At 65.2% G+C, this 14,844-nt stretch carries 15 protein-coding genes and 1 tRNA gene; 6 read left to right on the plus strand and 10 right to left on the minus strand.

Annotated features, from left to right (window positions below; translation table 11 throughout):
* Positions 1-4: 4 nt before the first annotated feature.
* Both ACIP21_RS23820 and ACIP21_RS23825 read right to left on the minus strand, forming a co-directional pair.
* Positions 5-1,504: a purine-cytosine permease family protein gene (locus tag ACIP21_RS23820; protein ID WP_400692897.1), complete on the minus strand. Its 1,500-nt coding sequence runs from the start codon at positions 1,502-1,504 to the stop codon at positions 5-7.
* Positions 1,505-1,598: 94 nt separating this feature from the next.
* Entirely contained in the window at positions 1,599-1,988 is a 390-nt protein-coding gene (locus ACIP21_RS23825) for a YybH family protein (RefSeq protein WP_400692900.1), read from the minus strand.
* A 354-nt stretch (positions 1,989-2,342) separates the two neighbouring features.
* Between ACIP21_RS23825 and ACIP21_RS23830 the strand changes: the two genes are divergently transcribed.
* The gene (locus ACIP21_RS23830) at positions 2,343-2,813 is read left to right on the plus strand and encodes an OsmC family protein (protein WP_400692903.1); all 471 of its coding nucleotides are present in this window, start codon (positions 2,343-2,345) and stop codon (positions 2,811-2,813) included.
* Between the two features lie 213 nt (positions 2,814-3,026).
* Here ACIP21_RS23830 and ychF read toward each other — a convergent pair whose 3' ends face one another.
* The 8 genes from ychF to ACIP21_RS23870 all read right to left on the minus strand — a co-directional run bounded on the left by ychF (position 3,027) and on the right by ACIP21_RS23870 (position 9,815).
* Positions 3,027-4,127, minus strand: a complete 1,101-nt coding sequence (gene ychF, locus ACIP21_RS23835; protein ID WP_400692906.1) for a redox-regulated ATPase YchF — start codon at positions 4,125-4,127, stop codon at positions 3,027-3,029.
* A gap of 22 nt (positions 4,128-4,149) precedes the next feature.
* Positions 4,150-4,734 (minus strand): aminoacyl-tRNA hydrolase, encoded by a 585-nt coding sequence (pth, locus tag ACIP21_RS23840; protein ID WP_012270476.1) that lies wholly within the window; start codon positions 4,732-4,734, stop codon positions 4,150-4,152.
* Positions 4,735-4,815: 81 nt separating this feature from the next.
* Positions 4,816-5,409: a 50S ribosomal protein L25/general stress protein Ctc gene (locus ACIP21_RS23845; RefSeq protein WP_110638403.1), complete on the minus strand. Its 594-nt coding sequence runs from the start codon at positions 5,407-5,409 to the stop codon at positions 4,816-4,818.
* A 120-nt stretch (positions 5,410-5,529) separates the two neighbouring features.
* Positions 5,530-6,471, minus strand: a complete 942-nt coding sequence (locus ACIP21_RS23850; protein WP_003247410.1) for a ribose-phosphate pyrophosphokinase — start codon at positions 6,469-6,471, stop codon at positions 5,530-5,532.
* 48 nt (positions 6,472-6,519) lie between these two features.
* Positions 6,520-6,594 (minus strand) — tRNA-Gln (locus tag ACIP21_RS23855).
* A gap of 21 nt (positions 6,595-6,615) precedes the next feature.
* On the minus strand, positions 6,616-7,476 hold the full coding sequence (ispE, locus tag ACIP21_RS23860) for a 4-(cytidine 5'-diphospho)-2-C-methyl-D-erythritol kinase (RefSeq protein WP_400692911.1): 861 nt from the start codon (positions 7,474-7,476) through the stop codon (positions 6,616-6,618).
* Between the two features lie 4 nt (positions 7,477-7,480).
* Positions 7,481-8,098, minus strand: a complete 618-nt coding sequence (lolB, locus tag ACIP21_RS23865) for a lipoprotein insertase outer membrane protein LolB (protein WP_400692914.1) — start codon at positions 8,096-8,098, stop codon at positions 7,481-7,483.
* Between the two features lie 4 nt (positions 8,099-8,102).
* Positions 8,103-9,815 carry a tetratricopeptide repeat protein gene (locus ACIP21_RS23870; RefSeq protein ID WP_400692916.1) on the minus strand — a complete coding sequence of 571 codons (1,713 nt, stop codon included), beginning with the start codon at positions 9,813-9,815 and terminating at the stop codon, positions 8,103-8,105.
* A 291-nt stretch (positions 9,816-10,106) separates the two neighbouring features.
* Here ACIP21_RS23870 and hemA point away from each other — a divergent pair, with 291 nt between their 5' ends.
* The 5 genes from hemA to murI are packed head-to-tail and all read left to right on the plus strand — an operon-like array spanning position 10,107 to position 14,832.
* A complete protein-coding gene (gene hemA / locus ACIP21_RS23875) occupies positions 10,107-11,384 on the plus strand; it encodes a glutamyl-tRNA reductase (RefSeq protein WP_400692918.1) in 1,278 nt (425 codons plus the stop codon).
* Positions 11,381-12,463, plus strand: a complete 1,083-nt coding sequence (prfA, locus tag ACIP21_RS23880) for a peptide chain release factor 1 (protein ID WP_400692921.1) — start codon at positions 11,381-11,383, stop codon at positions 12,461-12,463. Before hemA ends, prfA begins: the two co-directional genes overlap by 4 nt.
* Positions 12,463-13,293, plus strand: coding sequence for a peptide chain release factor N(5)-glutamine methyltransferase (gene prmC, locus ACIP21_RS23885; protein WP_400692924.1), 831 nt, complete (start codon positions 12,463-12,465; stop codon positions 13,291-13,293). The genes prfA and prmC overlap by 1 nt, the downstream gene beginning before the upstream one ends.
* Positions 13,287-14,042, plus strand: coding sequence for a molybdopterin-synthase adenylyltransferase MoeB (locus ACIP21_RS23890; RefSeq protein WP_400692927.1), 756 nt, complete (start codon positions 13,287-13,289; stop codon positions 14,040-14,042). Before prmC ends, ACIP21_RS23890 begins: the two co-directional genes overlap by 7 nt.
* Positions 14,035-14,832 carry a glutamate racemase gene (gene murI, locus ACIP21_RS23895; RefSeq protein WP_400692929.1) on the plus strand — a complete coding sequence of 266 codons (798 nt, stop codon included), beginning with the start codon at positions 14,035-14,037 and terminating at the stop codon, positions 14,830-14,832. Before ACIP21_RS23890 ends, murI begins: the two co-directional genes overlap by 8 nt.
* Positions 14,833-14,844 lie beyond the last annotated feature (12 nt).

Here is a 14,844-nt window from a genome sequence, read left to right on the forward strand (position 1 = left end):
CCAGTCAGGCCATTTCGGCAGAAGTCACCGGCGTGCGCGGGGTGCTTTTGCAGCGCACCCAGCGCGGGCCGTGGGGGCCATACACGCCAGCAGGTTCAGGGAACAGGTTGAGCAGCAGCAGGTACAGCACGCCGGCAAGGCCGAGGGTCACCGGCAGGCTCAGGTCGATGCCGCCGGCCAGGTCGCCCAGCGGGCCGACGAACTGCCCCGGCAGGTTGACGAAGCACAGGCCGACCAGCGCGCTGGGGATCCACGCGCCCATGCCGCGCCAGTTCCAGCCATGGCTGAACCAGTAGTGGCCGCCGCGCTGGCCGCGGGTGAACACCTGGAGGTCATCGGCGTGGTAGAAGCCACGACGGGTGATCAGGCCGAGGATCATGATCACCATCCACGGGCTGGTGCAGGTGATGATCAGCACGGCGAAGGTCGACACGCTCTGCACCAGGTTGAAGGTGAAGCGGCCGATGAAGATGAAGGCGATCGCCAGCACACCGATCAGCAGGGTGGCGCCGGCACGGCTGAGCAGGCGCGGAAACACGCTGGACATGTCCAGGCCCGTGCCATACAGCGCGGTGGTGCCGGTGGACATGCCGCCGATCACCGCGATCAGGCACACCGGCAGGAAGAACCAGCTCGGCGCCACTGCCAGCAGGCCGCCGACATAGTTGTTGGCGGCGATGTAGTCCGGTGCCTGGCTGGCCACCAGGGTGGCGGTGCACAGGCCGAACAGGAACGGGATCAACGTCGCCACCTGGGCGGCGATCACCGCCAGCATGATGCGCGCTTTCGGCGTCTGTCGCGGGATGTAGCGCGACCAGTCGCCGAGGAAGGCGCCGAACGACACCGGGTTGCTCATGGCCAGGATCGCCGCGCCGACGAACGCCGCCCAGAAGCCCGCCTGGCCGAGGTTGACGCTGCCGGCAAAGCCCGCGTCGAACGGCCCGGCGAAGGCGAAGATGCCCAGCAGGAACAACAGGCTCGACGCCCACACGGCGATCTTGTTGACCCACAGCATGAAGCGGAAGCCGAAGATGCACACCACCAGCACCAGCACCGCGAACAGGCCGTAGGCCAGGCCCAGGGTCAGGTCGTTTTCCGGCAGCCCGGCCAGGCGCTTGGCGCCACCGACCAGGGCATCGCCGGAGCTCCACACCGACAGCGAGAAGAATGCCACGGCGGTCAGCAGCGACAGGAACGAGCCGACGATGCGCCCGTGCACGCCGAAGTGCGCGCCCGAGGACACGGCGTTGTTGGTGCCGTTGAGGGCGCCGAACAGGCCCATCGGCGCGAGGATCAGCGCGCCCACGCCGACGCCGAGCAGGATCGCCCAGACACCGGCCTGGAACGACAGCCCGAACAACACCGGGAAGCTGCCCAGCACGGCGGTGGCGAAGGTATTGGCACCGCCGAAGATCAGGCGGAACAGGTCCAGCGGGGCGGCGTCGCGTTGATCGTCGGGGATCTGTTCGACGCCATTGGTCTCGATACCGGTCGAGTGGCTCATGGTGATGCTCCAGCGCGGTTGTTGTAGGCCCGTCGCGGTGCGCGGGCCCTTTTGTGGGTGCGATGGCAGTGCGGCAAGGCCGCGTAGGTTCGGGTCAGGCTGCAGTGACGACCGACAGGTGCTCGTGGCAGGCCAGCCACCGTTCGCCGTGGCGGCGGAAGACGATGGTCTCGCGCTCGGCCAATTGGTGCTCTTCACCGGCCAGGCGGATGTGCGTGGCCACGTCATGCATGAAGATCGCCACCTCGCCTTGCAGGCTCACCTGCACGTTGCTCGATGCGCAGCCGAGCACGGCAAAGCCCTCGGCCTGCCACTGGGCCCAGAGGTCCTGGTAGGCACGGCGTGACAGCAGCGGTTGCGGCAAGGTGTGGAAAACAAAGGTGGCATCTTCGCTGAAGCAGGCGAAGTAGCGGGCGGTGTCGTTGCTGGCGAAGGCATCGACGAGGTCGGCGGCGGCCTGGCGTACCTGGAGGGTCTGGTCCACGGGAGTGGCCTCACGGTTATTGTGATTGTGGTGAAGCGATTCTGGTGGGGGATGGCGAAGGGAAAAATCGCTGGGGGGAAATAATTACTTCAGGAATCTGTGAAGTGATGGGCCGTTCATTGACCCCTGTGCCGAGGGCAACCGGCGGATGGGCGGGCCACGACAGACCTGCTGACACGGGTGACAACCTTCGCCGTTTGTTGGGGTGTTGGGCGTTCAGCAAAGGATGTGAATACCGACAAAAGAGCCGGGCATTGCACTTCAAGTTGACATCGGGTGTCGGGGCCGACTATCAGTTGTGATAGTTGACCCTGCGCCAAGGGATCCCATCGAACTCGCAAGCAAGGAGCAAGCATGAAGGAACACACCTACAAGGTAACCGTGAACTGGGAAGGCAACACCGGCGAGGGCACGTCCAGCTATACCGCCTACCAGCGTGATTTCACCGTCCAGGCCAGCGGCAAGCCCGTGCTCAAGGGCTCCGCCGACCCGGCATTTCGCGGTGATCCCGGGCGCTGGAACCCCGAAGACATGCTGCTGGCATCGCTTTCTGCCTGCCACAAGCTTTGGTACCTGCACCTGTGCGCAGTCAACAAGGTGAATGTGCTCGAGTACGTCGATCAGCCGGTAGGCCGCATGGTGGAAGAAGATGAATCGCGCAAGGGGCATTTTACCGAGGTAGTGCTGAAGCCGCGGATCGTCGTCGGCGCCGACTCGGATGTGGCGCTCGCCAAGCGGCTGCATGACGATGCCCACCATGAATGCTTCATCGCCAACTCGGTCAACTTCCCGGTGCGCTGCGAGCCAACCATCCAGCAGCAATGATGGCCTGGTTGCTCAGGTGCCGGCCAGGGCCTGGAAGACTACGCGCCGCTTGCCGAGGGCGCCATGCGCGCGGACATGCAGCGCCTGGCGCATACCCTTGCCAGCGCTTGATCGATGTGCCCGAAGCGCTGTCCACCAGCTACCGGCAAAGAAAAACCCCTTGTGCCAATGGCATCAAGGGGGTTCTGTCAGCGGCAAGGCTGCGCCGGGGCGTTACACGTTGAAGCGGAAGTGCATCACATCGCCGTCCTTGACGATGTAGTCCTTGCCTTCCAGGCGCCATTTACCGGCTTCCTTGGCACCGCCTTCACCCTTGAACTGGATGAAGTCGTCATAGGCCACCACTTCGGCACGGATGAAGCCTTTTTCGAAGTCGGTGTGGATCACGCCGGCCGCCTGTGGCGCGGTGGCACCCACGCGCACGGTCCAGGCGCGCACTTCCTGCACGCCGGCAGTGAAGTAGGTCTGCAGGTTGAGCAGCTCGTAACCGGCGCGGATCACGCGGTTCAGGCCTGGCTCTTCCAGGCCCAGGGCCTCGAGGAACATGTCCTTCTCTTCACCGTCGTCCAGCTCGGCGATTTCGGCTTCGATCTTGTTGCACACCGGCACCACCACCGCGCCTTCTTCCTCGGCGATGGCCTTGACCACGTCCAGGTGCGGGTTGTCTTCGAAGCCGTCTTCGGCGACGTTGGCGATGTACATCACCGGCTTGCTGGTCAGCAGGTGGAAGCCACGGATGACGGCCTTTTCGTCGTCAGCCATGTTCTTCATCAGGCTGCGCGCCGGCTTGCCTTCGGTGAAGTGCGGGATGAGTTTTTCCAGGATCGCCTTCTGCGCCAGGGCTTCCTTGTCGCCGCCCTTGGCGTTGCGGGCGACCTTCTGCAGTTGCTTCTCGCAGCTGTCGAGGTCGGCGAAGATCAGTTCGAGGTCGATGATCTCGATGTCACGCTTGGGGTCGACGCTGTTGGAAACGTGGATCACGTTCTCGTCTTCGAAGCAGCGCACCACGTGGGCAATGGCGTCGGTCTCGCGGATGTTGGCGAGGAACTTGTTGCCCAGGCCTTCGCCTTTCGACGCACCGGCCACCAGGCCGGCGATGTCGACGAATTCCATGGTGGTCGGCAGGATGCGGTTAGGCTTGACGATTTCCGCCAGCGCCGCCAGGCGTGCGTCGGGCATCGGCACGATGCCGCTGTTCGGCTCGATGGTGCAGAAAGGGAAGTTCTCCGCCGCGATGCCAGACTTGGTCAGGGCGTTGAACAGGGTGGACTTGCCGACGTTGGGCAGGCCGACGATGCCGCAATTGAAACCCATGGGTATTCCCCTCTCTAGGAAATCAGGCCTTCTGGCTGTGCAGCTCGCGCATGGCCTTGGCGAAGTCGCCGGCCAGCACGTCCGGCAGCACGCCGAGGGCAAAATCGATGCTGGCGTCGAGCTTCTCCTGCTCGGCGCGCGGCGCGCGGCCCAGGACGAAGTTGGAGACCAGTTTGGCGTCACCCGGGTGGCCGATGCCAAGCCGCAGGCGGTGGAAGTCGTTCTGGTTGCCGAGCTGCGCGATGATGTCGCGCAGGCCGTTGTGCCCCCCATGGCCGCCGCCGCGCTTGAGCTTGGCAACGCCCGGAGGCAGGTCGAGTTCGTCGTGCGCCACCAGGATCGCTTCCGGCTTGATGCGGAAGAAATTGGCCAAGGCCGCCACGGACTGGCCGCTGCGGTTCATGTAGGTGGTGGGGATCAACAAACGAACGTCGTTGCCCTGATGGCTGAATTTAGCCGTCAGGCCGAAATATTTCTTGTCAGCGGTCAGCGATACACGCTGGGCGCTGGCAATGCGTTCAACGAAAAGAGCCCCTGCGTTATGCCGGGTCTGTTCGTATTCGGGGCCGGGGTTACCCAGGCCGACGATCAACTGGATGGCGGTCACGTCAGGGGCTCTTCCTTGGAGTTGGTGGGTTACAGGGCGCGGCGCGCACTGTAACCCGATCAACACCGGCGCGCGAGTGGATTACTCGGCAGCGCCTTCTGCTTCTGGAGCAACGCGTGGAGCGTGAACGTTGGCAACAGCTTTGTCATCACCGTGGGCCAGAGCGACGAACTCTACGCCTTTCGGAGCTTTCAGGTCCGACAGGTGGATGATGGCGCCGATTTCAGCGTTGCTCAGGTCGACTTCGATGAACTCAGGCAGGTCCTTGGCTTCGCAGGACACTTCGATCTCGGAAACGACGTGCGAGATTTCGCCGCCTTTCTTGACCGGAGCTTCTTCACCGACGAAGTGAACTGGAACCTTGGCGGTCAGCTTCTGGCCAGCAACGACGCGAACGAAGTCGGCGTGCATGATGAAGCCTTTGGCCGGGTGACGCTGCATGGCCTTGACCACGACGTTCTGCTTGGCGCCGTCGACGTTCAGTTCGATCACGTGGCTGAAGGCAGCTTCGTTTTCGAACAGCTTGGCGATTTCCTTGGCCACGATGGTCAGGGATTGGGCTTCTTTATCGCCACCGTATACAACGGCTGGGATGCTGGCGGAGTGACGCAGGCGGCGGCTCGCACCTTTCCCCAGGTCAGTACGCGCTTGGGCGTTCAGGATGAAATCAGTCATTTTGCTTCTCCAAAATAGCCTCCCGAATGGCGTTTGCGACCAGCGCCAGACGGGGATGGCAAAAAAGCCCCGCCCCAACGAATGCTGGGGCGGGGCGCTTCACATCAACACGAGTTCCGCTTAGCGGAACATCGCGCTGATCGATTCTTCATTGCTGATGCGGCGCACCGCTTCAGCGACAACCGGTGCGATATCCAGCTGGCGGATACGGTCACAGGCTTGAGCAGCGGCGGACAGCGGAACGGTGTTGGTCACCACCAGCTCGTCCAGTACCGACTTCTCGATGTTCTCGATCGCGCGGCCCGACAGGACAGGGTGCGTGCAATAGGCATAAACCTTGGCAGCGCCGTGTTCTTTCAGGGCTTTGGCCGCGTGGCACAGGGTGCCGGCGGTGTCGACCATGTCGTCTACCAGGATGCAGGTGCGTCCTTCGACGTCGCCGATGATGTGCATGACCTCGGAGTGGTTGGCCTTTTCACGGCGCTTGTCGATGATACCGAGGTCGACACCCAGGGACTTGGCGACGGCGCGAGCGCGCACGACACCACCGATGTCCGGGGAAACGATCATCAGGTTCTCGAAACGCTGGTCTTCGATGTCGTCCACCAGTACGGGCGAACCGTAGATGTTGTCGACGGGGATATCGAAGAAGCCTTGGATCTGGTCAGCGTGCAGGTCGACGGTGAGAACACGGTCGATACCCACGACAGTGAGCATGTCAGCGACGACTTTGGCGCTGATGGCTACACGTGCCGAACGCGGACGGCGGTCCTGGCGGGCATATCCGAAGTAGGGAATCACGGCGGTGATTCGGGATGCTGAGGAGCGGCGGAAGGCGTCGGCCATCACTACCAGTTCCATCAGGTTATCGTTGGTCGGGGCACAGGTCGGCTGAATAATGAAGACGTCTTTACCGCGAACGTTTTCATTGATCTCAGTACTGATCTCACCGTCGGAGAATTTACCGACAGAGACGTCACCGAGAGGGATATGCAGCTGACGCACGACACGCCGAGCCAGATCGGGGTTGGCATTCCCCGTAAAGACCATCATCTTGGACACGCGCAGTACCTGAAGGCTGAGGGTATACCTGGATGAGTATAAGGAAAATGGCAGGGGCGGCTGGATTCGAACCAACGCATGGCAGGATCAAAACCTGCTGCCTTACCGCTTGGCGACGCCCCTGTATCTGTTGCTTGCGAACGCTTATGCGCTCGACTTCTTGACCAGACTTTGCAGCTTGCGATGCAACATCGAAACATTGCTTCCTTTCGCCACAAACCCTGTTTGGGTCGCTGAAAGAAGGGCCAGAACTTTATCAGCTTCGGCTTTGCTTGGGAAGGCCCCAAACACACAACTTCCAGTGCCGGTTAGTCGAGCCTCTGTGAATTTACCCAATGAATTCAGCGCGTTGCGAACTTCTGGGTAATTCTGCTCTACCACCGGTTGGCAGTCATTTCGACTGTTTCCCTTGGGAACGGGGCGCATCTTAAGGGGGAGCGAATCACGTGTCAACAGCGGATGTGAAAAAATTTCTACTGTGCTGACAGACACTTGCGGCACCAGCACGACATACCAGGGCTCCTCGGGGTCGACCGGGGTCAGTTGCTCGCCGACGCCCTGGGCGAACGCCGCATGACCACGGACGAACACCGGCACGTCGGCGCCCAGGCTCAGGCCCAGTGCGGCCAGGCGATCTTCGTCCCAGTCCAGCTGCCACAGGTGCGCCAGCGCCAGCAGGGTGGTGGCGGCATCCGAACTGCCGCCACCGATGCCGCCGCCCATGGGCAGCACCTTGGTCAGCCAGATGTCGGCGCCCAGCGGGGTGCCGGACTGTTCCTGAAGCTTGCGCGCGGCACGCACGATCAGGTTGCTGTCGTGGGGCACCGCGGCGATCTCGGTGTGCAGGCGGATCACGCCGTCTTCGCGCACGGCGAAGCTCAGTTCGTCGCCGTGGTCGAGAAACTGGAACACGGTTTCCAGCTCGTGGTAGCCGTCGGGGCGGCGACCGATGATGTGCAGCCACAGGTTGAGCTTGGCCGGGGCGGGCAGGGTGAGCTTGTGCATGGGATCAGTGCCCCAGCTGGCGTGGCTGCCAGTCCTTGACCACCAGGGTCACGTCGAGGTCCTTGCCGTGCAGCTTCAGGCGTTCGGGCAGCCAGTAGCCGTGCTGCTCGGTGTAGCTCAGGTACTGCACCTGCCAGCCGTCCTGTTCCAGGCTGGCCAGGCGGCTGTCGCCGTCCAGGGTCAGCTGGCTCTTGCTGTCGGGAGCGGGCAGGCCGCGGACCCACCAGACCAGGTGCGACACTGGCAACTGCCAGCCGAGCTGTTCTTCGAGCAGGGCTTCGGGGCTGCCGGCTTCGTAGCGGCCCTGGTTGGCCACTTCCAGCACCACGCCGCCGGGGCGGCCGGTCAGGCGCGCGGCGCCACGGCCGAGCGGGCCGGCCAGGCGGATGTCGTAGTAGTCCTGGCGCTGCAGCCAGAACAGCGTGCCGCTGCCGGAATCGCGTGGGGCGCGGATCCCGACCTTGCCGTTGATCTGCCAGCCGTCAAGGCTGCTCAGCTGCTCTTTATGGGCGCGCCACAGTTGCGGGTCGCCGTGGCCCTGCAGGGCCTCGCGGCTCCCGAAGCCGGCACAGCCGGCCAGCAGGGCGATCAGGGTGAAGGTGATGCAATGGCGCAGGAACATGGCGTTAAAGGGTCTCGGATCCGGTCAGGCGCAGGAGGGTCTTGCGCAGGATAGGGCTGTCGGCCTGGGCTTCGAAGCCCTTGGCCCAGACCTGACGGGCTTCGCGGCGCTTGCCGTTGGCCCACAGCACTTCGCCCAGGTGGGCGGCGACTTCGTGGTCGGGGAAGCGGGCGAAGGCCTGGCGCAGGTAGGTTTCGGCCTCGTCGAGGTTGCCCAGGCGATAGGCGACCCAGCCCAGGCTGTCGAGCACTGCCGGGTCGTCCGGGCTCAGCTGGTGGGCCTTGTCGATCAGCGCCTTGGCTTCGTTGTAGCGGTTGGTGCGGTCGGCCAGGGTGTAGCCGAGGGCATTCAGGGCCATGGCGTTGTCCGGTTCGCGGGCAATGATCGCGCGCAGGTCTTTTTCCATCAGCGGCAGGTCATCGCGCTTCTCGGCCAGCATGGCGCGGGTGTAGAGCAGGTTGAGGTCGTCCGGGTAGCGCTGCAGGGCCTGTTTCAGCACCTGGTCGGCCTGGGCGTCCTTGTTGTTGTTGCTGTAGCTTTCCGACTCGATCAGGAACAGCTGCACGGCGTAGTCCGGCTGCGCCTCGCGGGCCTGGGCCAGCAGGCGCGAGGCCTCGCTGCCGCGGCCGTTGGCGATGAGGATGTCGGCCTGGCGCAACTGCGCCGGCAGGTAGTCCGGGCCGTTGCCGACCAGGGCGTATTCGCGCAGGGCACCGGACGGGTCGTGGCGCTCCTCGGCGATGCGGCCCAGGTTCAGGCGCGCGGCGTCGACGTTGCTGTCGCGCTCGATCAGCTCGCGCAGGTAGCTTTCGGCTTCGTCCCAGTCCTTGTTCTCCAGGCACACCAGGGCCAGGGAGTAACGCAATTCGTCGTCGTCCGGGTATTGCTGGACCAGGCTGATGAACTCGCCCTTGGCATCGGCGATGCGGTCCTGTTCGACCAGGGTGCGCGCGTAGGTCAGGCGCAGGCGCTTGTCGTCGGGGTTGTCGCGGATCGCCCCGCGCAGCAGCGGCAGGGCTTCCGGGCCGCGGTCGAGGGCCTGGAGCAGGCGCGCGCGCAGGAGCACTGGCGCGATCTCGCCGTTCTTCGCCGGGTGCGCCTCGAGCAGCTCGAGGGCCTGCTCGGCCTTGCCGTCCTGGTTCAGCAGCAGGGCCTTGCCGAAGATCAGCTGGCCGTTGTCCGGGTACTTGACCAGCAGCCGGTCGAAGCTCTGCATCAGGCCGTCGCGGGTGCTCTGGTCGGTTTCTGCGGCGGACAGGGCGAGGAAGTCGAAATGGGTGTCGCCCTGGCCCTGCAGCACCTTCTCCATATAGGCCATGGCGTCGTCGTAGCGACCGGCGCGGGCCAGCTGGATGGCTGCGGCGCGCTGGGCGTCGAGGTTCTGCGGGTCGTTCCTGGCCCAGATCAGCGCGCTGTCCAGGGCCGGTTCGTCGGCACCGAGGTATTCGGCGATGCGGTAGGCGCGCTCGGATACGCCCGGGTCCTGGGTCTTCTCGGCCTGGTCGGCGTAGTTGGCCAGGGCGATGTCGAAGCGGTTGCGCTGGCCGGCCAGTTCCGCCACCAGCAGGCTGTACAGCGTGTCCTGCTTGAACGACCCATACGCCACGGGCTTCTGCGCCTCGGCCTCGGCGGCGGGAGGCTCGGCTTTTTGCGGGGCCAGGCTCTGGCAGCCCTGGAGCAGGGCGAAGGCAAGCAGCAATGCGTAGGGTCTGTTCATAAAGAGGCTTAAAGAAGGACTAACCGGCGGTCGGAGCATGATGACACAAGCGCGGGGGCAAACCCACCTGCGCCGTGCCGGGTTACTTGCGACCTTCGAGGGGGGTGAAGGGTTCCCCAGAGCATAGACGGTGCGGGCGTCTGGCCCGAGTTTTCTGGCACGGGCCGTGGAGGGGGGCTGGCAGGATCGATTCTCTACCTTCCTACTATCACCCTGATAGCGAACGGTGGTTGTTCTAAAACCTGCGAAAGAGGACAATTATCGGCTTCTCGTCACAACCAGCGACCTTGCATGGCCTTTCTTGCACTTGGTATCAACCATAAGACTGCCTCGGTAGACGTACGCGAGCGCGTGGCGTTTACCCCAGAGCAGCTGGTCGACGCCCTGCAGCAGCTCTGCCGACTGACCACCAGCCGCGAAGCGGCGATCCTGTCGACCTGCAACCGTAGCGAGCTTTACATCGAGCAGGACCACCTGTCCGCCGACGCCGTGCTGCAATGGCTGGCCGATTATCACCGTCTGAGCCTGGACGAGTTGCGCGCCAGCGCCTACGTCCATGAAGAGCACGACGCGGTGAAGCACATGATGCGCGTGGCCTCGGGCCTGGATTCGCTGGTGCTCGGCGAGCCGCAGATCCTCGGCCAGATGAAGTCCGCCTACGCCGTGGCGCGCGAGGCCGGCACCATCGGCCCGCTGCTCGGGCGCCTGTTCCAGGCCACCTTCAGCGCCGCCAAGCAAGTGCGCACCGATACCGCGATCGGCGAAAACCCGGTGTCGGTGGCCTTCGCCGCCGTCAGCCTGGCACGGCAGATCTTCAGCGACCTGGGCCGCAGCCAGGCGCTGCTGATCGGCGCTGGCGAAACCATCACCCTGGTCGCCCGCCACCTGCACGAGCAGGGCGTGCGCCGCATCGTCGTGGCCAACCGCACCCTCGAGCGCGCCAGCATCCTCGCCGAGCAGTTCGGTGCCCATGCCGTGCTGCTGGCCGACATCCCCCAGGAGCTGGCCAACAGCGACATCGTCATCAGCTCCACCGCCAGCCAGTTGCCGATCCTCGGCAAGGGCGCGGTGGAGAGCGCGCTGAAGCAGCGCCGGCACAAGCCGATCTTCATGGTCGACATTGCCGTGCCGCGCGACATCGAGCCGGAGGTCGGCGAGCTCGACGACGTCTACCTGTACACCGTCGACGACCTCCACGAAGTAGTCGCGGAAAACCTCAAGAGCCGCCAGGGCGCGGCCCAGGCCGCCGAGGAGCTGGTCTCGGTGGGCGCCGAAGACTTCATGGTGCGCCTGCGCGAGCTGGCCGCGGTCGACGTGCTGCGCGCCTACCGCCAGCAAAGCGAACGCCTGCGCGACGAAGAACTGCAAAAGGCCCAGCGTCTGCTGGCCAATGGCGGCAACCCCGAAGACATACTGGCGCAACTGGCCCGGGGCCTGACCAACAAACTCCTGCATGCGCCCAGCGTGCAGTTGAAAAAGCTCTCGGCCGAGGGGCGCGTCGATGCGCTGGCCATGGCCCAGGAACTCTTTGCCCTCAACGAGGGCTCGACGGACAAATCCCCGCAATGAAAGCGTCGCTGCTGAACAAACTGGAGATTCTCCAGGACCGCTTCGAGGAACTCACCGCCCTGCTCGGTGATGCCGAAGTGATTTCCGACCAGACCCGCTTCCGCGCCTATTCCCGCGAATACGCCGAAGTCGAGCCGGTGCATGCCGCCTATAAAGAGTGGCGCAAGGTGCAGGACGACCTCGAAGGCGCCCAGGCGTTGCTCAAGGACGCCGACCCCGACCTGCGCGAGATGGCCGTCGAGGAAGTGCGCGAAGCCAAGGAGCAACTGGTGGGCCTGGAAGCGCAATTGCAGCGCATGCTGCTGCCCAAGGACCCCAACGACGGCCGCAACGTGTTCCTCGAAATCCGCGCCGGCACGGGCGGCGACGAGGCGGCGATCTTCTCCGGCGACCTGTTCCGCATGTACTCGCGCTATGCCGAGAAGCGCGGCTGGCGCCTGGAGATCCTGTCCGAGAACGAAGGCGAGCACGGCGGCTACAAGGAAATCATTGCCCGCGTCGAAGGCGAGAACGTGTACGGCAAGCTCAAGTTCGAGTCCGGCGCGCACCGCGTGCAGCGCGTGCCCGAGACCGAGTCCCAGGGCCGCATCCACACCTCGGCCTGCACCGTGGCGGTGCTGCCCGAGCCCGACGAGCAAGCGGCGATCGAGATCAACCCCGCCGACCTGCGCGTGGACACCTACCGCGCCTCGGGTGCTGGCGGCCAGCACGTCAACAAGACCGACTCGGCGATCCGCATCACCCACTTGCCGACCGGCATCGTGGTCGAGTGCCAGGAAGAGCGTTCCCAGCACAAGAACCGCGCCCGCGCCCTGTCCTGGCTGTCGGCCAAGCTCAACGACATGCAGACCAGCGCCGCGCAGAACGCCATCGCCAGCGAGCGCAAGCTGCTGGTCGGCTCGGGCGACCGCTCCGAACGCATCCGCACCTACAATTATCCACAGGGCCGGGTCACCGACCACCGCATCAACCTGACCCTGTATTCGCTCGACGACATCCTCGCCGGTGGCGTCGACGCCGTGATCGAACCGCTGCTGGCCGAGTACCAGGCCGACCAACTGGCTGCCCTGGGGGACTGATGACCATCATTGCCAGCCTGCTGCGCAACGCGCAGCTGCCCGATTCGCCAAGCGAGCGCCTGGACGCCGAACTGCTGCTGGCCGCGGCCATCGGCAAGTCGCGCAGCTTCCTGCACACCTGGCCCGAGCGCATCGTCAGCAGCGAGGATGCCCAGACCTATGCCGGTTACCTGCAGCGCCGCCGTGCCGGCGAGCCGGTGGCCTACATTCTCGGCCAGCAAGGCTTCTGGAAGCTCGACCTGGAAGTGGCGCCACACACCCTGATTCCACGTCCGGACACCGAATTGCTGGTCGAGACTGCCCTGGAGCTGCAACCGGCCTCGCCGGCCAGGGTCCTCGACCTGGGCACCGGCACCGGTGCCATCGCCTTGGCCCTGGCCAGCGATTGCCCGGCCTGGCAGGTGACTGCGGTGGACCGCGTCGAAGAGGCCGTGGCCCTGGCCGAACGCAACCGCCAGCGCCTGGGCCTGGGCAATGTGAAGGTGCTCGCCAGCCACTGGTTCGCTAGCCTGGCCGGCCAGCGCTTCGACCTGATCCTGAGCAACCCGCCGTACATCCGTGCCGCGGACCCGCACCTGGTCGAGGGCGACGTGCGCTTCGAACCCAGTAGCGCGCTGGTGGCCGGGGCCGACGGCCTGGACGACCTGCGGCTGATCATCGCCCAGGCGCCGCAGCACCTGCTGCCGGGCGGCTGGCTGCTGCTCGAGCACGGTTACGACCAGGCCGCGGACGTGCGTGCGCTGCTGGGTGCGCAAGGCTTTGCCGAGGTGGCCAGCCGCCGGGACCTGGGTGGCCATGAACGTATTTCCCTGGGGCGCCTGCCATGCTGACCGATCAGGAACTGTTGCGTTACAGCCGGCAGATCCTGCTGGCCCAGGTCGACATCGAGGGGCAGCTGCGGCTCAAGCACGGCAAGGCGCTGATCGTCGGCCTCGGCGGCCTCGGCTCGCCGGTGGCGTTGTACCTGGCCGCTGCAGGGGTAGGCGAACTGCACCTGGCGGACTTCGACACCGTCGACCTGACCAACCTGCAACGCCAGGTGATCCATGACAGCGACAGCGTTGGCATGAGCAAGGTTGATTCGGCGCTGCAGCGGCTGCGGGCCATCAACCCCGAAGTCACCCTGGTCGCCCACCGGCAGGCGCTGGACGAAGACTCCCTGGCCGCTGCCGTGGCGGCGGTCGACCTGGTGCTGGACTGCTCCGACAACTTCGGCACCCGCGAAGCGGTCAACGCCGCCTGCTTTGCCCTCGGCAAGCCGCTGGTCAGCGGCGCGGCGATCCGCCTCGAAGGGCAGTTGTCGGTGTTCGACCCGCGCCGTGAGAACAGCCCCTGCTACCACTGCCTGTACGGCCATGGCAGCGAAGACGAGCTGACCTGCAGCGAGGCCGGGGTGATCGGCCCGCTGGTCGGCCTGGTCGGCAGCCTGCAGGCGCTGGAGGCGATGAAGCTGCTGGCCGGTTTCGGCGAGCCGCTGGTGGGCCGCCTGCTGCTGATCGACGCCCTCGGCACGCGCCTGCGCGAGCTGCGGGTCAAGCGCGACCCGGCCTGCGCCGTGTGCGCCAAGCGCGATGGCTGAGCGTTCGGCGCCGATTGGCGTGATGGATTCGGGCGTCGGCGGTTTGTCGGTGCTCGCCGAGATCCAGCGCCTGCTGCCCCACGAGTCACTGCTCTACGTGGCCGATTGCGGCCATGTGCCCTACGGCGAGAAGTCCCCGGACTACATCCGCCAGCGTTGCCGGCGCATCGCCGGGTTCTTCCAGGCCCAGGGGGCCAAGGCCATGGTCCTGGCCTGCAACACCGCGACCGTCGCGGCGGTGGCCGACCTTCGCGAACTGTACCCCGACTGGCCGCTGGTGGGCATGGAGCCGGCGGTCAAGCCGGCTGCCGCCGCCACCCGCTCCGGCGTGGTCGGGGTGCTGGCCACCACCGGGACCTTGCAGAGTGCCAAGTTCGCAGCCTTGCTCGACCGCTTCGCCAGCGACGTGCAGGTGATCACCCAGCCGTGCCCAGGGTTGGTCGAGTTGATCGAGACGGGTGACCTGGGCAGCACGCAGCTGCGCCAGCTATTGCTCGGCTATGTGCGGCCACTGCTGGCGGCAGGTTGCGATACCCTGATCCTCGGCTGCACCCATTACCCGTTTTTGCGCCCATTGCTGGCCAGCATGGTGCCCGCCGACGTGGCCATCATCGACACCGGAGCCGCGGTGGCGCGGCAGCTGCAACGCCTGCTGGAGGCGCGCGACCTGCTGGCACGGGGGCCAGCGCACGAGGCGGCGTTCTGGAGCAGTGCCGAGCCGCGCGCCTTGAGCGATGTGCTGCCCGTTCTGTGGCACAGCGCGGGCAGCGTGCAACCTCTGCCGTTGTAGAAATCGCCAGAA

This window comes from Pseudomonas sp. NPDC089401 (assembly GCF_044749485.1).
Classification (GTDB): Bacteria; Pseudomonadota; Gammaproteobacteria; order Pseudomonadales; family Pseudomonadaceae; genus Aquipseudomonas.